This is a genomic window from Nostoc sp. (assembly GCF_036917975.1).
Lineage (GTDB): Bacteria > Cyanobacteriota > Cyanobacteriia > Cyanobacteriales > Nostocaceae > Nostoc.
This window is the reverse complement of record NZ_JBALEJ010000047.1, coordinates 217,326-238,185: the sequence shown is the minus strand read 5'-3', so window position 1 is coordinate 238,185 and position 20,860 is coordinate 217,326. Positions and strand designations below refer to the sequence as shown.

Sequence of the window (20,860 nt, the reverse complement as noted above, 5' to 3'; positions counted from 1 at the left end):
GCAGTTACAAAACAAAACTTGCCTATGCTGACTAAAAAATATTTAGTCAGCATAGGCAGCCTTCAATTATGTAATTGCGGGTTATACCAAACAAAAAACAACAGAAACTTGGTATCTGCTGGCGAACAACCAACTTTTATTTAGCCAATATTGGCTTGCTATTTAAAGTATCCAAAATTCCATCATGGAATTTATTTACTGAAGACAAAACTCCGTTTTCTTTATCATTCAGTAATGAGTCTTTTACCTCATTCAAATAATTGTTGAGGTTTTCTCTTAGAATTGGTCTTTCTACTTTAACTGTATGATAATGATCCCAGATATCCCATGCTAAAACTCCTAATCCAGCAAGAGGATTCAGTAGCTCTAAACCTAAAAGTCCCGCAGCTACTTCACCTGTTCCTTCTGTTGCTACCTTTGTTGCAGTTTTAGTTGCTATCTTAGCAACTAATTTAGAAGTTCCTTTACTCACAATTCCTGTAGCAATTTTCTTAGTACCAATAACGCTAACAGCTTTTATCATTGCACTGGCGGCTACATAACCTGTACCACGCGAAAGTGCGCGAATAGAGAGATTTTGCTCTTTACCACCTGTATTATATGTTGTACTTCCTAAACCTTCTAAAAATTCTTCCCAAACAGGTCGAGGAATCTGATACTGACTTTGGATTCCTGCTAATTTTTGATTAGCTTCAGATACATATTGATCAATTGCTTCTCTTGTAAAACGTTCCATTTCAAGTTGCATTGATGATGGTTGCAAAACCTTTTTAGTAAATTCATTTTGGAAATTACCAATTAATTTTTCAGCTTTTTCTTCTTCTGAACTAGCACTAATATTTACCCAAATAGCTTCTACACCAACACCCCACTGAGTAAAATAATTGTAGTACCAATCGAGAAACGGATGGTCTACACGTCGCATTACCTCATCATGCCATTGTTCCAGATTATTTGATGCAGATGCTCTGGCACTAACTAATGCCTTGCCAAGGGCATTGGCAACATCATCGGACATTTGAGATAGCTTTTGTTCAGGAATAGTAATGGTGACAATATTTGATTTATGTTTAGATGCATCGCTGATGTGATTAAGCGAAAAATTACCCCATAGTTGAATAATGATTATGAAAACAACACCAATCCAAATGAATTTAGATGTAGATTTAATAAAATCACTATAGGCGTGAATACGCTCTGTCTTCTGGGAAAAAGTCCCTTCATCAACAGGCTTGGATGGGGAATTAGCCTTAAATAGGGCAGTAAACAGATTATTTAAGCTTGATGGTATAGTTTGGAAAAATGAAATTATCTTTTTATATAACTCTCCTTTTTGTCCTTCTTCAATCGTTTGATTATCTTCGCCTGATTGAGATAGAGGATTTTGAGTTAATTCTTGTTCTTGATTAGTGTTCATAGTCAACTTTTTTGTTTGAAGTATCGATTAATAAAATATGGAAGAGTATCTCAGCTATGCAAGTTGTCTCAAATAATCCTTTATCTTCAACTTCAAATCGCTTGAAATAGGGTAGGATTCAATCTCGCGTTCTATATCTGATTTAGATTTACCTTGTGTTCTAAGTTGCTCTACAGTAGACTTAAAAATTGCTTCAAATCCATATTCAGCTAATCCTTGTGAGATTAGAGCAAGCAAGACAAGTACAGCAATTCCTCCAAGCATTCCCAATGGCCCACCAAGCAGTGCTAAAGCTGCTGTTATTGCAGCCGCTCCAGCCCATCCCGTCACAGCCATAGCAACCAAAAGTACAAGACCAGGCACACCTAATGCCGCGATTTTGTCAACTAGCTTATCCATGATAGATCGCTAAATATAATGTGATTTTTATTTCTTTAGTCTCAGTATCTTGCAATTAAAAGCTAATTATCCCCTAGCTAGCATCAGGGATAATGGTAAGATTACATCAGGAAATTTAAGATAATCTTCAAGATTTGACTATGGCATCCAGCAATGAACCCTTTATGCAAGCAGAAAACCAGTGGGACTTGGAAACGCTTTACTCTGATTTATCATCAGTGAAAGGTAAGCGTTTGACACCAGTGGAAAAGCGACACTTGCGCGGTTTGCTTTGTGGCTTCAGTCCGGCTGAAATAGCTGAGAAACTTGGTAAAAATGGGAAAGGTGTAGAAACTGACCTCTGTGCAACTATATACAGGTATGTAAAAAGTCTGTTGGATAAGTCTGATGAAAAGTTAGAAAATTGGCGAAATATTTCTGAATGGCTCGATGATGCGGGGTATAAAAATCAGTCGATAAAGGTTCCAGGTTTAGATTTATCGCCTGATAAAGCAGTAGTTAATGTAACTAATATAAATATTGAAAATAATCAAATAGTATTTTTGATTAGTATGAAAATTCCCACTTCTAAAGATTTAGATTCTTTGGAAGATGAATTAAACAATTTAGATAATTATAAAAGCAATTAGTATTTATATTCTGCCGAAATCAGACCATGCTTGATAAGCAAACAGGGTAAAAATGAAGTATATAATTTATCGTCATGCACAGACAGAAATGGAGCGAAGAAATATACCTCAAGCTTTAGTTGAATCTGTTCTTAATGCTCCTGGGCAAGTTAAGAATATTTGTAGGTTGGGTGGAACGAAGTGAAACCCAACAAACCTTGCAACATTTTGGGCTTAACCGAACCATATTGAGTCCCCAGTCCCCCAATACAGTACAAATCAGCCCAAAAACCTCATGTAGAGACGCGATTTATCGCGTCTTGAAAGACCAATTATCTACACCAATAATCTTTAACCCAAGCGTATTGCCCAGTCCCCTTACCAAGCCCCTACACCCCTAATGAATTTAAGATAATCGAGGATCGAGAGCATCTCGTAAAGCATCACCTATATAGTTGATACTTAGCACGGTGAGAAATATTGCTGTACCAGGGAAAATAACCATGTGGGGAGCAAATTCTAAAAAGTTTTGCGCTTCATAAAGCATTCGTCCCCAAGTTGGGACATCAGGGGGAAAACCTAGACCAAAAAAGCTCAAGGTTGATTCGGTAACGATCGCAGTACTTACTGAAAGAGTAGCAGCAACAAGTACTGGACTAATCACGTTGGGCAAAATATGAATCCAAATCAATCGACTAGGAGAAGCACCAAGGGCGCGTGCTGCTGTGACAAATTCTAACTCCCGCACTGTCAAAAAACCGGCTCGGACTAATCTGGCTACAGACATCCAGTTGAGTCCACCAATTACCAGTACTATCAATACAAATATACCTAGTTCTGGGCCAGCGATCGCTTTAATCGCATCCCGAAACAAAAATATTACCAGTAATAATAATGGTAGCCGTGGTAAAGCTAAACACAAATCTGTCAAACGCATTAAAGCAATATCCAGCCAGCCGCCATAGAAACCAGAGAGTGCGCCGATGAGTGTACCGAGAGTTATGGCTACTGACATCGAAAAAATTCCCACTGCGATCGATATTCGTCCGCCATACAATACTCTTGCTAATATATCTTGACCTAAATCATTAGTACCAAATGGATGCGCCCAACTGGGAGCAAGAGTAGATTTAGCAAAGTCAATTTTGTTGATGGGAATATTATAAATAAATGGCCCAAGCAAAACACTTAACACTATAATCAGCAAGACTACAATACCAAACATCGCCTGACGATTACGACGAAACTTGCGCCATGCTTCTTTTGTGGGCGTTTCTGGTTTGGAAACAAGATTTGTTGATGCTGGAGAAACTGAAAGTTTGGATAGTTCTGAACTTTGATTAGGCGATCGTTTTAACATAAGTATCTAGTTTTTCTTCATGTTTAATTTTTAATTGTTTAGCTACTTCGTGTATTTGACACGAGGATCGAGTAACCCATAAAGAATGTCTGCAACAAGATTAAAAATCACAATCAGAATTGCATATATAAAAGTAATTGCCATGACAACTGGTGTGTCATTATTATAGATAGAGTCAATTAATAGAGCGCCAATTCCCGGAACACGAAAAACCTTTTCTGTAACTAAAGCACCTGTAAAAACACTTGGAATGTCTAAGGCTACCAATGTAACTACAGGAATTAACGCATTCCGCAAAACATGACGATTTATAACCAAAAATTTGGGTAATCCTTTAGCATAAGCAGTACGCACATAGTCTTGATGGATATTTTCTAAAATCTCTGAACGCACAAAGCGCATTAGCATTGCTGTCTGCCAGAGACCTAATACGCAAATCGGCATAATCGATTGTTTAACTTGAGCGATAAAACTCTGCCAATCTGTCACCTGTAATGTGCTGTTATAGATAAAAGGCAACCATTTCAATTGGATACTGAAGATAATAATAAATAGTAAGCCTGTAAAAAATGTTGGGAGAGAAAACCCAAAAAAAACTAAAGTAGTCAAAATTGTATCAATCAGAGAATGACGTTTGAGAGCCGAAATTACTCCCAAAGGAATAGCCAGCAGTATGCCAAAAAGGTAGGCAGAACCAACCACCCATAATGTTGTAGGTAAGCGTTGCAGAATTAAACCAATTACTGGACTACGACTAGTAAAAGAATAGCCCATATCTCCACTAACAAAAGCTGTAACCCACTTGATATAGCGGATATGGAGCGGTTGGTCTAAACCTAAAGATATTTTAATATTTTCCCGAACTTCAGCTGTAATAGAGGGATTGAGCGCAAATTCTCCCATTGGATCGCCGGGTGCTAATGCCAGAATAGTAAATATGACAACACTGATGGCAATTAAGGTGGGAATAGCAATTAGTAGACGATTAATTAAGTATTTATTCATTAGCTATTACAAAATCTGCCTTACTCTTAAAAACGAGAGAACAACTGATCTGACTTTTCACGGTATCTGGAAAACCTCTCTCTAAATCTCTCTCCTTGTAGGAGAGAGACTTTGAATTTTCCTCCTTCCCGTTTCGGTTCGAGGGCTAGAGGGCAATACATTTCAGTTAAGCCAAAAACCCTCATGTAGAGACGCGATTCATCGCGTCTGAAAGACCAATTTTCTATGCCAATAACCCTTAACTGAACCGTATTGGGCTAGAGGTTAGGTCAATCGTTAGCTTTTCCACATGACATGAAAAGTCAGAACAACTGATAAAATCAGGTTTATTGTTCAGTTTAGTAGATCAGAAACTTGCAAGATAGCATCACCGATACAAAAAATTTATCTTTAAAAACAACGGTGGATTAGTGGGATTTAGACAAAAAACAAAATGATTCGTAATTCTTCATAGGAATAATAATCATTATGAGGCAATACGGCTCAGTTAGGGGTTATTGGTGTAGATAATTGGTCTAGAGAAGACGCGATAAATCGCCGTCTCTACAAGTGTTTTGGGCTTATCTGAACTGAATTATTATCAGAGGGAAATGACAGGCAACCGTAGTTTGCCTGTCAAAGAACGTGGTATTCTCTCGAAGCTGAAGTAGAAAGAAGAATTGCATTTCTAACTTTTCTTCCGCCAAGCTGGTTTCACCACTTGACGACTACGGGCAATTACCAGGGAATCATCAGGTACATCTTCTGTGACTGTAGAACCAGCCGCAATATAGACATCATCTCCCAAGGTTAGTGGAGCCACTAAAACGCTATTGGCACCAGTTTTTGTGCGATCGCCTATTTTGGTACGATGTTTTTTCACGCCGTCATAATTGGCAGTAATTGTACCTGCACCAATATTTACCTGATTGCCGACAACGCTATCACCTATATATGACAAATGTGCCGCATTGGTGCGATCGCCTAATTGCGTATTTTTCAATTCCACAAAATTCCCTACACGGCAACCAGCACCCACCTCTACGTGACCGCGCAAATGAGCATAAGGGCCAATTCGGCTTCCTGCCTGTACAGTGCTATCTGTTACTACTGAATACTGAACTATGACATTTTCAGCTAAGTGACTATTTTCAATTAAACTCCCTGGACCAATGTGACTTCCTGTTTTAATTACCGTATTTCCTCGCAGGTGAGTTTGGGGTTCAATAATTATATCTGGCTGTAATTCTACTGTTTCATCAATGGTGATGCTTGTGGGGTCAATGAGCGTGACACCCGCTAGCATCCATTTTTCCTTGACTCGTCTTTGCAAAATTTCGGCTGCTGTTGCTAGTTGCAAGCGATCGTTGATGCCGAGAATTTCTTGGTAATCTTCCACATCTACTGCCATCACTTTTCCGACTGGAGTCACGGCATCAGTGAGATAGTATTCTTTTTGGGCATTGTTTGTCTGTAGGTGGGGAAGCACCTTTGCCAAATCTGGCCAGTGGAAGCAATAAACTCCAGCATTGATGCAGTTATTTTGTCTTTGAGCAGCAGTACAATCCTTGTGTTCGACCATTTGCTGCACAATATTTTCATCGTTACAAAAAACGCGCCCGTAGCCTGTGGGGTCGGCTAGGTGCGAGGTAAGAATGGTGGCAGCATTCTGATTTTGGGCATGAGTTTGTAACATCTGCTTGAGGGTTTCGCCACGTATTAACGGTAAATCGCCGTTAAGTATCAGCAAATCTCCGGTATAACCTTCCAAGTGAGGAAGTAATTGCTGGATAGCATGACCTGTTCCCAGTTGCACAGTCTGTTCGACAAACTCCAAGTTGGGAATTAAATGCATGGCGGCTTGCACTTCCTCGGACTGATATCCCACAATCACGATTCGCCGTGAGGGCGCAAGTGGTTCTACACTTTCGAGAACTCTCTCTACTAGCGATCGCCCACCCAAAGAATGTAAAACCTTGGGTAAGCTTGATTTCATCCGTGTGCCGCGTCCTGCCGCTAGAATTGCTACAACTACCATAAATTAGCTATTAGCTATCAGTGAAATTATAATTAATGCTTTTGGTACTTTAAAATATAGGTTCAAATCATACCAGCTAATCATACAAGAGTAAAATATCAAAGTAGTCAAGACAACTGCTTTGGTAAAAGTTGGAGATTATAATACTTTTTTGCACTCATTACAGCAGCGACAAATTATTATCCCCTACTCCCTACTCCCTACTCCCTATTATTTTTCCTTGACGGGAGCGAATAAACTCTACAAACTGCTGCATTAGTTTGGGATTACGCCAACCGGCATCAGTTTCTTTTTGCATTACCGAAAGTGCTTCTACTGAAGGAAAAGCTCTTTTGTAAGGTCGTTCGCTGGTTAGGGCATCGTAAATATCAATTAACTGAAATACTTGCGCCAGATAGGGAATATCATTTCCCTGGAGTCTATCAGGGTAGCCTGAGCCATCCCAACGTTCGTGGTGATGGCGAATAATGGGAATTACACCCCGCATACTGCGTAATGGCTGGCAGATTTTTTCCCCAATCAAAACATGCTGCTGCATGATCTGCCAATCTTCGGGGGTGAGTTCGCCTTTTTTCAGCAGCACTGCATCGGGAATACCAACTTTACCAATATCGTGGAGATAACCACCCCACCTCAAATCTCGAATTTGGTAGCGTGACAGCCTGAGATATTCACCAAAAACTTGTCCCAGTTTTACTAGGCGTTCACAATGGTTGCCCGTATTAGGGTCGCGACTTTCAATAGCCATAGCAATGGAAAATAGTACTTGTTCGGCATGGTCTAAATCTTCGTTTAGACGCTTCTGCCGCACTAAGGACTTTACACGCGCCGCTAGTTCCACACGATCAAAGGGTTTGGTGAGAAAATCATCTGCCCCAACTTCAATTCCCCGAATGCGCGATCGCCTGTCATTTAACGCTGTAATAAAAATCACCGGGATTAGCCTAGTTTGGTCATCCTGTTTGAGCAATTGGCACACTTCAAATCCATCCATTCCTGGCATCATCACATCCAGCAAAATCAAATCTGGTTGTTTTTGAGTTACCAATCCCACAACAATGGAACCACTGTCCGCCTCAATAACTTCGTATCCTTCCATCCCCAAGAGGGCAACAGCAGTCATCCGACTGGCGGCATGATCGTCAACGACTAAAACTTTCGGCGGATCTAAATCAAATCCATTCACCTTAGAACCTTTAGCTTGTAGTGTTCTAGAGACTAATAAACTATCACCACAATTAACATCAGCTTTGATCCAAGAAGGCGCTGCTTGACTATCTTCAAACATCAGGTCTTCTTGAGATAAGCCTAAAGAACTCTCCGCATTTTGCGACCCTACGGCATGATTTGAACCGATACTCTTCACGGTGCTAATGGGATTTGATCCACTAACAATTTGTTCTGTAAAGCCTGTATGGTTGGATTTCCATTGAATCACAAAGGTACTCCAAGTTTTTGCACAAGTTAACAGTGTCAGATTTCAATAACAAACAAATTTAGGATTCGACTGTATCTGAGCCGAAGTTTCGATATAGATTATGCATGATGTCAAGCTGCCTATCTAAATTTTTCGCAGCATGTATCTTTTATGTTACGAACAAGGTCTATCTTGTTGTTACATTTTTTGCTTCTAATTCCAGTATGATGAATCGGCACAAATGTTAAATCAGGTTTTTTACGGAGATTTTTAACCTAGTGGCGTCATCAACCGTTATAGTTGCCTGTTCTATGCCAGATATCGGGTTTTGAATTTCAAATTTTTCTGGTAATCATTAGGTATATGTGTTTTACTTACTCAGTTATAGCAATACTCAAGTACTGTTGAACTGCATGTAATCTTGAATACTATCATACAATCAAGTTATTTGGCTCGTAAAAACTTGTTGCCTAAGTATCTGGAAACGAAATCAGAAATTTTGGCAAAAAATGTCTAACTTTTCTGGAATTACAGGTATTTTCATGTAAGTAGGGGCAACAGCAATGCTCATTGGTGTCAACTTAACGTGAAACCGCTTGTCCGCCGGGAATTTCAATTCCCGTATAATAGCTAAAGTTATCTGAAGATGACTAAATATCGCCAAAAATCTCCAGTCTACTGAAATAGACTTTAGCCTACTAGCCCGGAAATTTATTTTGCCTCGTTCCCAGTCTCCGACTGGGAATGCTCGTCGTTGAGGCTCCGCCTCTCTTCCTGGCGGCAGAGCCGCTTTTGAGTTGCATTTCCAGCCGGAGGCTGGAAACGAGGTTTTAAAGGAGTTTCAGCTTAAGTTGACACCAATACAGCAATGCTGTGCCCCTACGACAGATGTGGTTCAAATACATGAAAACTGCTGTAAAGACTGATAATCAGGCTTACAATTGTGTAGGCGTAGCCTGTCGTAAACATCACAACCAAACTACAAACTATTTCCCATAAAATCCCTGCCTTGTGTTCCCAACAGCCACCTTTTTCGCCAACGGGAGGTAGGTTCCAGGCAAGAGGCTTGTTGCTCTTGTTGTCGCCGCATTACTATGACTTCGGTTGGATCGCTCAATTGAGGATCGCGATAAGGGATAGCAGCACGAGTTAGTAAGTGTTCTTTTTCAGCTTGCGAGAGGGTGGTGAGTGCTGAATGATTTTTAGACTCAGCCATCCGAGAATGTGTTGCCATAGTACCAGGCGATCGCCTTCCTACGGGTGGGGTAGAATATATCACCAAGCCAGCAGACAAAAATGCTGTGCGTACAGCAGCAGAACAAGAATAGGTGGCTAATAAACCATCTGGATGTAAACACAATGACAGCTGTTTAATAAATTCAACAGTCCATAATTGAGGACATTGAGGTGGTGAAAAGGGATCGAGGAAAATTGCATCTGCCCAGAAACCCGATTGATGTACTAGCCTGATCGTATTTCTGGCATCGCCAATTAGTAGCTTTGCTTTCAGGTAAGGCGTTTGCACTTGATGCTCACAAGCTAGCTGTTTTAAAATTTCAATATAGTTACAGTTCCAATTATCGAACAAGTGATGAGCGATCGCCGCTTGTGGCACTGCTGGATTCAGTTCTAAACCGATTACTTCAACACAACAACTAGGATTCACTGCCCAAATTGTCTGCAAAGCCGCAGCTGTGTTATATCCTAGACCATAGCAAACATCCAATAGTCGCAAGACTGGTTTTTGAGCGGCTGTAGCTAGTTGAGTAGGTTCCACAAACTTGCAAAAACTCTCCTGCATAGCTCCATAATGGCTGTGAAAAGATTCACCAAACTCTTGAGAGACAAAGGTAAAAGAACCATCTGCTGTTAGCTTAGGTGTAAAATTTTCTAAGTTTGTCATTGGTCATTTGTCATTTGTCATTCTCATACCATTTCTTTGTGAGGCTGCGCCAAACCCTTTTTACTTCTTTCTTTCTTTCTTTCTTTGTGTCCTTTGCGTCCTTCTCCCAAGGGGAGACGCTAACGCGAATGCGGTTCGTTTTCTTCCTTGTACTTAAATATGATTTAGCGCATCTTCATACAGAATTGGTATCACCTCTACCACTTTGCCCCATGCCCCATGCCCAATACTCAATTTTTTGTTTCGCCAACTTGGCTGTTTGAACATCTAGAAGATCCGCAAGTCGTTATTGTGGATTGTCGCTTTTCTTTAGCCGAACCACAACTAGGACAACAACAGTATCTAAAGAGTCATATAGAAGGTTCGTATTACTTAGATTTGAATCAGGATCTTTCCAGTCCAGTCGGTAAGCATGGCGGGAGACATCCTTTACCTAACCCCAATGATATAGCTAACAAATTGGCAGCAATTGGGGTAGATTACCAAAAAACTTTAGTTGTAGCTTATGATGATTCGCGCTTTGCTTTTGCGGCTCGTTTATGGTGGCTGTTGCGCTATCTTGGACATGAGCAAGTAGCAGTACTGGATGGCGGCTTTGCTGGATGGCAAAAAGCTGGGTATTCTGTTACAGATATTATTCCTCATCCCCGAAAGGGTGAGTTTGTAGCCCAAGTACAAACAGAAAAGGTGGTAGATATTACAGAGGTGAAAAGCCGGAAAGACAGCGATGAGGTAGTATTAGTAGATTCAAGAGAGAGCGATCGCTACCGAGGAGAACGAGAACCAATTGATAAAATCGCCGGACATATTCCCGGTGCAGTCAATTATCCTTGGCAAGAAGTTACAGACTCTTCCGGCTACCTACTGCCTCAAGAAGAACAACGTCGTCGCTGGGAAAAGCTAGAAACAGCCGAAGAAATCTTGGTTTATTGCGGTTCTGGCGTTACTGCTTGTGTGAATTTACTTTCTTTAGAATTAGCTGGCATTAGCAAGGGTAAACTTTATGCTGGCAGTTGGAGTGATTGGATTAGTTATTAGTCATTGGTCATTAGTCATTGGTCATTGGTTTTTGGCAAAGGACAAATGACTAATGACAAAGGACAAATTTCAAAACTGGCCTAATTGGAAATTGTAATTAATACTGAAGAACCAACCATCAAAATCAATGTTTTCGTCGGTTGAACTACCTAAACTTACTCCAGCCTGCATATTCATATTAATGGTATCGGATATTTGGTAATTTAAGTGCCCGAATAGCCGATAAAATTGGTCTTCTCGATCGCGCTGGGTAAAGTCTGATAAATTCATTTGGTAGTCAATACCAACCTGGAGAGGCTTTTGCAAGTAGTAGTTTAGAGAAACCCAAAAGGAATTGATGATCTGATTACGACTTTGAGGATCAGAAAAATTTACACTAAATTCGTAGAAGCTATCTAGGATTAATCTTGGAGTTAAGGGATCTCGCCGTCCTAAAGACAGTTGTAGGGAATTCTCATTTAAAAAGCGATCGCCAGCTTTGAAGCTATCCAGGCGATCGCTGTTGTTGGCATAAAATAACTGTTGATTGCTCCAACTGATTTCTCCGTACATTCGTCTCGATAACTGCTGGTAAATATTGAGATTAAATCTTACTTGGTTGTAATCATATTGTGACTGATTTATATAACGGATGAGATTCCCATCAATTGAGCCATTTAAATAAGTCTTAGATCCTAGAGGGAAATACGCTGAGGCTAGTGTCAGTCCAGAAAAAATTAAACCATCTTCGATGGGACTATCATGTGACGAAAAAATGTTACTCGTCTCGAAGTAGCCTATATGGGCTTGTAGATAGCCGATAGGTTTAAACTTAACTACGGGTTGTTCTTTCGGTGGTGGTGGCTGCTGTTCTAGGGGTAGTAACCGCACCCGTAACCCTAATTCGCGATCGCGATCGGACTTAGGTGGCCGTTTTGGCGATCGTAGCAGCTGCATTAGCCTCTCTAGCCTTTGAGACTGATTTATCTCAGGCATATTTAATATTTGCTCTTTTGAGTCTGAAGTAGGCAAATTACTTGGCTGCGATTCTAGCGGTGGCGGGTCATTTTGCTTTTGAGTATTTTCAGGTTCTTTGGTTTGGCCTGGGGTTTGAGTAGTTTCTAGTTTTTGCTGTGCCAGATTTAACGTATTTGTAGATTCTGCCGCATTTACTCGAATGCAACAACAGCTTCTACCACTGGACGCTAACAAAATACAAAAAAACAAATTCTTCCAGTTCTTGAGTCGCATCTGGTTTGATCGCATTTGGCAAATGTAGACCCACAAGCTGCATCAGAAGTTCCGACTCAAAAGATACAATTGAGTGCATCTATCTGAGCTTTGTAGGTATATACTTAATTTACAAACTAAAATTGCTGCTTTTCAGATTTCCTCCCGGATTTTCTCTACAAAACTGAGATATTCCGAGAAAATTTCTCATGGTATTTAATCAAATAATGCGATGTGTGACTTATTCTTGAAACAAAAAACTCGCTCATTAAATTCAGAAACTCCTGATTGGGAGTTGGTTGATACTGAAGTGTATCAACAAGAGAATTCTGCTTTTAAATCTTCCACAAACTTTAATACACACAATGTCAGTTTCGGAATAAAAATTTTAAGAAACTAAACACACAGTTTATTTATGATTGATTTTATGTATGTAAATGTAGACTCAAATCCAGATAAGTTTACCTAAAAAAATTTTCTATAAGACTTCTATTTGATTTTTGAAAAATTTTGTGCAACTCAAAAAGCCTGATTCCCTACTGCCTATCTACACAAATAAGTTCAAAAATCAAATCGGATTGCTACATAACAATTTAGCACTAGTACCGCAAGGCGGAATTCAAAATTCAAAATGAATAGAGCATAAGGTTTTCAGAGATTTTGAATGGTAGGTCTATTTCCGCCGTGATGTACTAGCTTAAACCTTTATGAAAAGAAGTGAGGTTTAAAACCGTACTTCTCTACGAGACGCTACCGCGTAGCTTGCTTCCCCGTAGGGGTACGTCCCGCTACGCGCTAACGCCTGCAAGTGGCGCGTTCGCGGTAGCGTTCGCACGAGAAAGAATCATTGTTTCCCAAGGGTTGTTGAAACCCCACCCGCAAGTGGCGTGGCTGTCTTTAATTTTGAATTTTGAATTTTGAATTGATTCATCTGTTTTGGTACTAGTTAAAGTTCGCAAATTCTCAAACTATGTTTCATAAATCGTTTCCACTATTAGTGATTGCTTTATGGGGAATTATAGTATTGCCTTTCCCAAATCAGGTAAAAGCCATAACTCCTCTGACGCGAGCAGAGATTCAGAGCCTCCGCAACTTAGTACAACTGATACCTAGAAATAGAGACAAGAAACGTCCTGCACGCAAATCAGATGCAATGACTCCTGGTGATGGTTTGTCAACCGGTCGGGCTTCTTTAGCAGACTTGCGCTTTAACGACGGCTCTTTAGCACGAGTGGGTGAACAGGCTATATTTCAATTTTTACCAAATACTCGCAACTTTAGAGTTTCAAACGGAACTGCATTGCTGCTTATCCCACCTGGAAGAGGACAAACACTTATACAAACGCCAAGTGCAGCAGCAGCAATTCGTGGTTCAGCATTATTTGTACGCTACAACCAAGAAACAGATACCACAATTGTGGGGGCGCTGACCAATAGCGGCATTGAAGTTTCTAATAAAGAAGCTTCTCAAACTCAAGTGCTGCAAGCAGGACAGATGATGGTTATAGTTAAAGGCAAATTTCAGGGTTTATACGATTTTGATCTCAGAAATTTTTATGAAACCAGCGATATGGTGCGGGGGCTTGATTTAACTAAGCAAAATCTTACACCTACAGCCGACCCAGCGATCGCTAGTGTTCAAGCTGAAACTGTTGCAGCTTTAAACGCACAGACGCCGATAACAGGTGAGGGAGTAGTTGAAAACCCATCTTTTGCAGAGCTAACTACTAGTCCTTCAAATTCCTCTACCGACGACATTATCACAGACAATTCCTCACTAGACCCCATAAAAGATGATTCACCATTAAATTTATTTGAGGATATAGGACAAGTCCTATCAAATACTGAGCAGCGGCGATCGGAGAGAAATAGTAACAATAATAATGTCAGCACCCAGAATAATAACGTAGTTTCTACACCAACTCCTGTAGTTTCTACGCCAACTCCTGTAGTTACTACACCAACTCCTGTAGTTTCTACACCAACTCCTGTAGTTTCTACACCAACTCCTGTAGTTTCTACACCACCCCCAGTAGAACCAACAACACCTCCTGTAGTTACTACACCACCTCCTGTAGTTTCTACGCCAACTCCTGTAGAACCGACAACACCTCCTGTAGTTTCTACACCAACTCCTGTAGTTCCGACAACACCTCCTGTAGTTTCTACGCCAACTCCTGTAGAACCGACAACACCTCCTGTAGTTTCTACACCAACTCCTGTAGTTCCGACAACACCTCCTGTAGTTTCTACGCCAACTCCTGTAGAACCGACAACACCTCCTGTAGTTTCTACACCAACTCCTGTAGTTCCGACATCACCTCCTGTAGAACCGCCACCGAAAAGACCAACCACATAAACGCGCTAGGGACAGAATTATAACAAGTGTTAGCTACTGTCTCTACAGCCACTAAAGCAAAAAGTGATATTCCCTACGACCAGATAGCATCTGCTAACGCTAGATTAATCAAGGGCAGGACTTATACAGGATTCACCAGATATCCTTATATAGTTCCATTAGATTCTGTGTGTAAGCTCCCAGGAACTAACTTTTTGCTAGAGAGAACATAAATTTATGACTTTTGATTACGATCTGTTTGTAATTGGTGCGGGTTCTGGAGGTTTGGCGGCTTCCAAACGAGCGGCTAGCTACGGCGCAAAAGTAGCGATCGCTGAATATGATTTAGTTGGTGGCACTTGTGTGATTCGCGGTTGCGTTCCCAAAAAACTCATGGTCTATGGTTCTCACTTTCCTGCACTGTTCAGTGAAGCTTCAGGCTATGGCTGGAAAGTGGGTAATGCGGAGTTTGACTGGGAATATTTCATTACATCTATAGATAAGGAAGTTCGGCGACTGTCGCAACTACACATCAGCTTCTTAGAAAAAGCCGGAGTGGCACTAATTTCTGGTCGCGCCACATTCGTAGACCCCCACACAGTAGAAGTTGATGGCCGCAAAATTACAGCAGACAAAATTTTAATTGCTGTTGGTGGGCGTCCTGTTAAGCCAGATTTACCAGGGATGGAACATGGCATTACCTCTAACGAAATCTTTCATCTCAAAGAACAACCAAAACACATCGTTATTATTGGCGCTGGTTATATCGGCACGGAATTTGCTTGTATTATGCGCGGTTTGGGTTCGGAGGTGACACAAGTTACCAGAGGTGAAAAGATTTTAAATGGGTTTGATGAGGATGTGCGTACAGAAATTGAAGAGGGTATGACAAACCACGGAATTCGCTTGATTAAGAATAATGTGGTAAAAGCAATTGAACGTGTCCCAGAAGGGTTGAAACTGACTTTATCAGGAGATGACCAAGAACCACTAATTGCCGATGTATTTTTAGTAGCTACCGGTCGAACTCCCAATGTAGATGGATTAGGTTTAGAAAACGCTGGGGTTGATGTTGTCGCTAGTTCTATCGAAGGGCCTGGGTACCCTACCACAAATGCGATCGCAGTTAATGAATATAGTCAAACTAGTCAACCGAATATCTTTGCCGTTGGCGATGTCACCGACCGAATCAATTTAACTCCCGTAGCCATTGGCGAAGGTCGCGCCTTTGCCGATAGCGAATTCGGGAATAACCGCCGCGAATTCAGTCACGCAACTGTTCCCACAGCCATATTTTCTAGCCCAGAAGCCGCGACAGTCGGCTGGACAGAAGCCGAAGCACGGGAAAAACTCGGTGATGCCGTAAAAGTTTTTCGCACTCGCTTTCGCCCCATGTACTATAGTTTGACTGGTAAGCAAGAAAAGACAATGATGAAGTTGGTGGTTGATAGCAACACCGATAAAGTTCTAGGCGCTCACATGGTAGGTGAAAGTGCAGCTGAAATTATCCAAGGTGTAGCGATCGCAGTCAAGATGGGCGCAACCAAAAAAGACTTTGATGCCACTGTGGGTATCCATCCCTCATCCGCAGAGGAATTTGTCACAATGCGGTAAGTATGTCATTTGTCCTTTGTCATTTGTCCTTTGTCTAAAACCAATGACCAATGACTAAGGATGATCCTAATGTGAAAATTTGAATGCCTAGTCAATATATATATTTACACGGCTTTGCTTCTAGCCCTAATTCTGCCAAAGCGCGGGATATAAGCGATCGCTTTACCCAAATTCACACAAAGCTGAAAATTCCCGATCTCAATGCAGGCGATTTTTCCCAGTTGACAATCACTCGTCAGCTAAATCAAGTTGCCGCAGAATTCAACAATGATTCTACACCAGTAACGCTCATTGGCTCAAGTTTGGGTGGTTTGACCGCCGCCCACTTGGGACAGCAAAATTTACAAGTGCAACGCTTAGTTTTACTAGCGCCAGCTTTTGGGTTTTTATCCCATTGGTTGCCCAAGCTAGGCGACGAAGAAGTACAGCGTTGGCGGCAAGAAAGATATATCATGGTCTACCACTACGGGGAAGAGCGATTAATTCCTTTAAGTTACGATTTTGTCATAGATGCTGCTCAATACCAAGAAAAACTTTTGCAACGTCCTATTTCCACGCTAATTTTGCACGGCAAAAAGGATGAAGTCATTCCTATCGAAGCTAGTCGTGACTTTGCGCGTTCTCGTCCTTGGGTGGAGTTAGTCGAACTCGACAGTGACCACGCCTTGGGTAATGTCATGGAAGAAATTTGGCAGGCAATTCACCTCTTTTGCCAATTACCTTAAAGCAGTAAAATATTAAACTCACACATAACTAATATTCTGAGTCATTTGTCCTTTGTTAGTTACTAATGACCAATGACTAATGACCAATGACTAATGACTAAAACTATGCTTCCCTTCATCCGATCTGATTTATCCCAATTCACCGCCTATAAACCTCACCCCAGTAGCGATACAGCCAATTCTGTCGCCACACAGTTTGATCGGTTAGATACAAATGAAAGCCCCTACGATTTACCACCTGAGTTAAAAGAGAAGCTGGCATGGACGTATCAGCAAGTAATTGAAACAAATCGTTATCCCGATGGTGGACATGAAACACTTAAAGATGCGATCGCACAGTATGTCAATGAATCAGCCGCTCTCTCATCATCCTTGTTTACTGCTGCCAATATTTCTGTTGGTAATGGTTCAGATGAAATTATCCGCTCTTTATTAATCGCCACCTGTCTAAGAGGAGAAGGTTCAATTCTGGTTGCCAATCCCACTTTCTCTATGTACGGGATTTTGGCACAAACTTTGGGCATTCCTGTTGTGGCGGTGGGAAGAAATGAAACAAACTTTGAAATTGACATCAGCGCCGCACAGTCTGCGATCGAACAAACTCAAAATCCCCCCATTCGCGTAGTTTTCGTAGTGCATCCCAATTCGCCGACTGCCAACAGCTTAACTGCGGCAGAATTGACATGGTTAAGAAGTTTGCCACAGCATATTTTGGTAGTAATTGATGAAGCTTATTTTGAATTCAGCCAAACTACCTTAGTAGGTGAATTAGCACAGCATCCTAATTGGGTAATATTACGTACTTTTTCTAAAGCCTTCCGGTTAGCATCTCTCCGTGTTGGTTATTGCGTCGCTCATACAGAAGCGATCGCCATCTTAGAAAAAGTTCGCTTACCTTACAATCTCCCCAGCTTTTCCATTGCGGCAGCATTAGTTGCTTTACAAAACCGTACACTCTTGCTGAAATCAATTCCTCAAACTCTGAGCGAACGAGCCAAACTCATCGAAATTCTATCCCAGCGACCAGAACTACAAATTACCCCAAGTGCTGCCAACTTTATTTACCTGCGTCTTCAAGCAAATAGCTTTGGTTCACAAGATGCTGCATTAAAAACTTTCCACCAGAAACTTAGGACGCTGGGTACTCTTGTGAGACACATTAGCGGAGGATTGCGAATTACCGTCGGCACCACAGAGGAAAACGCCCGCACCATAAATCGAGTCCAAGCTCTTTTGGCAGATTTGGAATCTTAGCAATTCACTCAGTAATTAAACCTGTTGTTCATATCACTGCCCAAACGGCGTACTATTCCTACTGTTTGTGGCAGCACACCCACCAAAAGAGCAAAGGCAACATCCGGTAAAAGAGCCACTATTTCTGGTGGAAAGTATTGTTCAAATTGATCGAGAATCTTCTGAACACGCTGCCCAGGCAGTGGATTTTCAGTTATTTGTTTGATTAATCGAATCCACTGTCGCCTAATCAAGTAAGCTTTCTGACGTTCTTCATTAGATTCGGGAATTAATAAAGACAGATTACCTATAGGCAGTGCCCTTTGGCAATCACAATCGTAATCCCCACCCACAGCAGCTCCAGGCCCAGCAAACTCTGCATGGTAGCGTTTAAAGAGTAGTAATCCATTTCTCCTACGACTATTGACGATAAAAACTTCTCCGCTGTGCAAACGTGTAAGGATATCCGAGCCTTGTGACTGCTCAGTTCCATCTGACATGACAATAGAATCAAGGAAACTTGTTTCAGGGTAATAAGTTGATAACATAGAGGTCTGATAGCGTTGATGCTGTTCGCTATCCATGTTTTTTAAAGTTTCAACGAATGTGGTAGTAGTATGCACTTCAAAACTTAAATAAGTGTTGTGTCAAATCAGGTTTTTGAATGTCTTTTATTGTCAAGAGTTTTTTACTCAAATCAACTAAAACAGCAGTATATAGACGTTGTTTCAGTAATTGAGTGATTATATTTTATGAGATATAACTAGATTTGTCTGTAAACTCTAGGAGTGTTTTCTTAAAGTTTTTATAAAGATGAATATCTTAATTACAAAGTTATTATGATGAACTGAGGATTTTTTTAAGCGCATTTTCGCGTATATCCCCATTGTAATCCATTTTATCTATATCGAAATCGAATACTTCAAAATATTTGTTAACGATAAATCACAAAAGGCAAAACTTAATATTTTATAATGTTAAAAATCTTTGCCAAAAAGAGACTTTTTTTTCAATAATCAATAATATTTTTCGGAACCAGCCTGATGAGAATATTCTTCCTAAAAAGAATTATAAAAGCTATTTATTCGATTTATAAATTCATGCTTCTGAGTTTTTATTTAGTACATTATGGCAGAAATTTGTCTATAGCGGTTCTCATTCACGTGAGGTACACCCGTAGGGGCAATACCCTGCGGGAAGCCCTCCGGGTTCAGCAGTCGCTCGTGGGGGAAACCCCCAAGACCGCGCTGCTTCACCGCTTTGCATCTACATGAATTGCCCCTACACCTTACGATAGAATTTTGTACCGCATTTGAGTGGGAACCGCTATACCATCAACCAATTGCTTGAGTAACTGGCTATCTGTTTGATTGAGATAGTGACTGGATTTCGAGCGTGTTGTACTAGATATTTAGCTTAGTTATCTTGTCTTTAATTACCGCTATGAGTTACAGATTTTATCCGAATTAATTGCAACACAAAACTTGACAATTACCAAAATAAAATTTAGATGCTGGAGTCAGCACTCAAGTACTTGTGCAAAAGCATCTGGTTTGAGCGTCTTAGGAAAAATGTATTCCAATTAGATTCGACTTTATGCACCCGATATCCCAGCTTGAAATAAAGCTGTCTTGCTTGATGGTTATTTTCTAAAACATGGAGATATAAGTCTTTAAATCCCCACTCGCGAGAAACTTTTTCACAGCTAGTAAGTAATCCTGAAGCCACACCATGTCTACGGTATTTTGGGTGAACCGCTAAATTAGATAAGTAAGGAAAACCTACGCCAGCCTGGCTCCAGGAATCACTGTACCGTACACCCAGTTCCACACTTCCCACTAAATTATTAGTCTCACCAGTAGTAGCTTCAAAAGCGACTAAACAAACATGACGAGGCGGAGGTGATGCCATACGATGCCTTAAATCTTCGTAAATACCCAGACGTAGCAATGGAAAAGCCCATCCCCATATACCCTTGTGGGAGTGAAAGCTTTCAGTAATAATTTGGGCAACACCAATCAAATCAGCAGGTGTAGCCGTCCGAATTTGGAATTGGTAGGAAGCTGGATCGATTGGCTGTTGGTGGTATGGGTGAAAAAACCGATATTTCAAGGCTAGTTTAGTATTGATTTTATTCTAAGAAAATTTCTCAAATATCCGAAAACACCATTTTAACTAAATGAAAACTTAATTGCTGCTCAGTAGATTGAAGTGACACAACACCGCTAATTCGCTTTTGCTTGTGGATCAAACAAAGTTTTATACTTTAAGTCTGAGGTTTTTTCAGGAGGCAGGATTAAGGCACGCTTAAAAGCGTAAAACTAGCGATCGCCAAACATATTCTTGCTTTCTCTTCTAACCTGCATTTTGAAAGAGTCTTAGGAATTACAGCTTCATAAATCTATAAACTTGAATTCAGTAGGTTCTGGTGCATCCCTTGCTTTAGGTAGGTAGGATATCAGACTGATTACCACAAAAAAATCTGTAAAGTGATATAGCTTTGGCTGAGTGGGTAGAGAAATAGCATAACTTGCCCGTAGGCAGCACCTACAAAATTGTTAAGTAAGTACACCATTG

Annotated in this window: 17 protein-coding genes; 7 read left to right on the top strand and 10 right to left on the bottom strand. The window is 40.8% G+C overall.

Going from position 1 to position 20,860, the window contains the following annotated elements; all coding sequences use genetic code 11:
* Positions 1 to 136 precede the first annotated feature (136 nt).
* Complete coding sequence (locus tag V7K76_RS20650; protein WP_335029987.1) at positions 137 to 1,417, bottom strand: hypothetical protein; 1,281 nt, start codon at positions 1,415 to 1,417, stop codon at positions 137 to 139.
* A 54-nt stretch (positions 1,418 to 1,471) separates the two neighbouring features.
* A complete protein-coding gene (locus V7K76_RS20645; protein ID WP_335029986.1) occupies positions 1,472 to 1,816 on the bottom strand; it encodes a hypothetical protein in 345 nt (114 codons plus the stop codon).
* A gap of 164 nt (positions 1,817 to 1,980) precedes the next feature.
* On the opposite strand from V7K76_RS20645, the gene V7K76_RS20640 reads away from it, so the two are divergent.
* On the top strand, positions 1,981 to 2,445 hold the full coding sequence (locus V7K76_RS20640) for a helix-turn-helix transcriptional regulator (protein ID WP_334779273.1): 465 nt from the start codon (positions 1,981 to 1,983) through the stop codon (positions 2,443 to 2,445).
* A gap of 52 nt (positions 2,446 to 2,497) precedes the next feature.
* Complete coding sequence (locus tag V7K76_RS20635; protein ID WP_334779274.1) at positions 2,498 to 2,629, top strand: hypothetical protein; 132 nt, start codon at positions 2,498 to 2,500, stop codon at positions 2,627 to 2,629.
* A gap of 201 nt (positions 2,630 to 2,830) precedes the next feature.
* Here the strand turns inward: V7K76_RS20635 and V7K76_RS20630 are convergent, their stop codons facing one another.
* The 5 genes from V7K76_RS20630 to V7K76_RS20610 all read right to left on the bottom strand — a co-directional run bounded on the left by V7K76_RS20630 (position 2,831) and on the right by V7K76_RS20610 (position 10,126).
* Positions 2,831 to 3,784, bottom strand: coding sequence for an ABC transporter permease (locus V7K76_RS20630; protein ID WP_334779275.1), 954 nt, complete (start codon positions 3,782 to 3,784; stop codon positions 2,831 to 2,833).
* 42 nt (positions 3,785 to 3,826) lie between these two features.
* Positions 3,827 to 4,789 (bottom strand): ABC transporter permease, encoded by a 963-nt coding sequence (locus V7K76_RS20625; protein WP_334779276.1) that lies wholly within the window; start codon positions 4,787 to 4,789, stop codon positions 3,827 to 3,829.
* A 667-nt stretch (positions 4,790 to 5,456) separates the two neighbouring features.
* Positions 5,457 to 6,806 (bottom strand): bifunctional UDP-N-acetylglucosamine diphosphorylase/glucosamine-1-phosphate N-acetyltransferase GlmU, encoded by a 1,350-nt coding sequence (gene glmU, locus V7K76_RS20620; RefSeq protein WP_335029985.1) that lies wholly within the window; start codon positions 6,804 to 6,806, stop codon positions 5,457 to 5,459.
* A gap of 193 nt (positions 6,807 to 6,999) precedes the next feature.
* Positions 7,000 to 8,244, bottom strand: coding sequence for a response regulator (locus tag V7K76_RS20615; RefSeq protein ID WP_335029984.1), 1,245 nt, complete (start codon positions 8,242 to 8,244; stop codon positions 7,000 to 7,002).
* A 958-nt stretch (positions 8,245 to 9,202) separates the two neighbouring features.
* Entirely contained in the window at positions 9,203 to 10,126 is a 924-nt protein-coding gene (locus V7K76_RS20610) for a tRNA (5-methylaminomethyl-2-thiouridine)(34)-methyltransferase MnmD (protein WP_335029983.1), read from the bottom strand.
* Positions 10,127 to 10,345: 219 nt separating this feature from the next.
* On the opposite strand from V7K76_RS20610, the gene V7K76_RS20605 reads away from it, so the two are divergent.
* Positions 10,346 to 11,164: a sulfurtransferase gene (locus V7K76_RS20605; RefSeq protein ID WP_335029982.1), complete on the top strand. Its 819-nt coding sequence runs from the start codon at positions 10,346 to 10,348 to the stop codon at positions 11,162 to 11,164.
* 69 nt (positions 11,165 to 11,233) lie between these two features.
* Here the strand turns inward: V7K76_RS20605 and V7K76_RS20600 are convergent, their stop codons facing one another.
* Positions 11,234 to 12,394 carry a hypothetical protein gene (locus V7K76_RS20600; protein WP_335029981.1) on the bottom strand — a complete coding sequence of 387 codons (1,161 nt, stop codon included), beginning with the start codon at positions 12,392 to 12,394 and terminating at the stop codon, positions 11,234 to 11,236.
* 949 nt (positions 12,395 to 13,343) lie between these two features.
* On the opposite strand from V7K76_RS20600, the gene V7K76_RS20595 reads away from it, so the two are divergent.
* The 4 genes from V7K76_RS20595 to V7K76_RS20580 all read left to right on the top strand — a co-directional run bounded on the left by V7K76_RS20595 (position 13,344) and on the right by V7K76_RS20580 (position 18,304).
* A complete protein-coding gene (locus V7K76_RS20595; RefSeq protein WP_335029980.1) occupies positions 13,344 to 14,732 on the top strand; it encodes a FecR family protein in 1,389 nt (462 codons plus the stop codon).
* Positions 14,733 to 14,948: 216 nt separating this feature from the next.
* Positions 14,949 to 16,325 (top strand): glutathione-disulfide reductase, encoded by a 1,377-nt coding sequence (gene gor / locus V7K76_RS20590; RefSeq protein WP_334775253.1) that lies wholly within the window; start codon positions 14,949 to 14,951, stop codon positions 16,323 to 16,325.
* 83 nt (positions 16,326 to 16,408) lie between these two features.
* Positions 16,409 to 17,050: a YqiA/YcfP family alpha/beta fold hydrolase gene (locus V7K76_RS20585; protein WP_334775254.1), complete on the top strand. Its 642-nt coding sequence runs from the start codon at positions 16,409 to 16,411 to the stop codon at positions 17,048 to 17,050.
* 105 nt (positions 17,051 to 17,155) lie between these two features.
* Positions 17,156 to 18,304, top strand: coding sequence for a histidinol-phosphate transaminase (locus tag V7K76_RS20580; RefSeq protein WP_334775310.1), 1,149 nt, complete (start codon positions 17,156 to 17,158; stop codon positions 18,302 to 18,304).
* 8 nt (positions 18,305 to 18,312) lie between these two features.
* On the opposite strand, the gene V7K76_RS20575 is transcribed toward V7K76_RS20580, so the two are convergent.
* Both V7K76_RS20575 and V7K76_RS20570 read right to left on the bottom strand, forming a co-directional pair.
* The gene (locus tag V7K76_RS20575; protein WP_334775255.1) at positions 18,313 to 18,867 is read right to left on the bottom strand and encodes a hypothetical protein; all 555 of its coding nucleotides are present in this window, start codon (positions 18,865 to 18,867) and stop codon (positions 18,313 to 18,315) included.
* 922 nt (positions 18,868 to 19,789) lie between these two features.
* The gene (locus V7K76_RS20570; RefSeq protein ID WP_334775256.1) at positions 19,790 to 20,395 is read right to left on the bottom strand and encodes a GNAT family N-acetyltransferase; all 606 of its coding nucleotides are present in this window, start codon (positions 20,393 to 20,395) and stop codon (positions 19,790 to 19,792) included.
* Between the last annotated feature and the right edge of the window lie 465 nt (positions 20,396 to 20,860).

Coding starts and splice junctions, on each gene's coding strand:
- V7K76_RS20640 (WP_334779273.1), top strand. CDS start 1,981: ATGCAAGCAGAAAACCAGTGGGACTTGGAAACGCTTTACTCTGATTTA.
- V7K76_RS20585 (WP_334775254.1), top strand. CDS start 16,409: ATGCCTAGTCAATATATATATTTACACGGCTTTGCTTCTAGCCCTAAT.
- V7K76_RS20605 (WP_335029982.1), top strand. CDS start 10,346: ATGCCCAATACTCAATTTTTTGTTTCGCCAACTTGGCTGTTTGAACAT.
- V7K76_RS20650 (WP_335029987.1), bottom strand. CDS start 1,417: ATGAACACTAATCAAGAACAAGAATTAACTCAAAATCCTCTATCTCAA.
- V7K76_RS20610 (WP_335029983.1), bottom strand. CDS start 10,126: ATGACAAACTTAGAAAATTTTACACCTAAGCTAACAGCAGATGGTTCT.
- gor (WP_334775253.1), top strand. CDS start 14,949: ATGACTTTTGATTACGATCTGTTTGTAATTGGTGCGGGTTCTGGAGGT.
- V7K76_RS20630 (WP_334779275.1), bottom strand. CDS start 3,784: ATGTTAAAACGATCGCCTAATCAAAGTTCAGAACTATCCAAACTTTCA.
- glmU (WP_335029985.1), bottom strand. CDS start 6,806: ATGGTAGTTGTAGCAATTCTAGCGGCAGGACGCGGCACACGGATGAAA.
- V7K76_RS20575 (WP_334775255.1), bottom strand. CDS start 18,867: ATGGATAGCGAACAGCATCAACGCTATCAGACCTCTATGTTATCAACT.
- V7K76_RS20635 (WP_334779274.1), top strand. CDS start 2,498: ATGAAGTATATAATTTATCGTCATGCACAGACAGAAATGGAGCGAAGA.
- V7K76_RS20580 (WP_334775310.1), top strand. CDS start 17,156: ATGCTTCCCTTCATCCGATCTGATTTATCCCAATTCACCGCCTATAAA.
- V7K76_RS20625 (WP_334779276.1), bottom strand. CDS start 4,789: ATGAATAAATACTTAATTAATCGTCTACTAATTGCTATTCCCACCTTA.
- V7K76_RS20645 (WP_335029986.1), bottom strand. CDS start 1,816: ATGGATAAGCTAGTTGACAAAATCGCGGCATTAGGTGTGCCTGGTCTT.
- V7K76_RS20595 (WP_335029980.1), top strand. CDS start 13,344: ATGTTTCATAAATCGTTTCCACTATTAGTGATTGCTTTATGGGGAATT.
- V7K76_RS20600 (WP_335029981.1), bottom strand. CDS start 12,394: ATGCGACTCAAGAACTGGAAGAATTTGTTTTTTTGTATTTTGTTAGCG.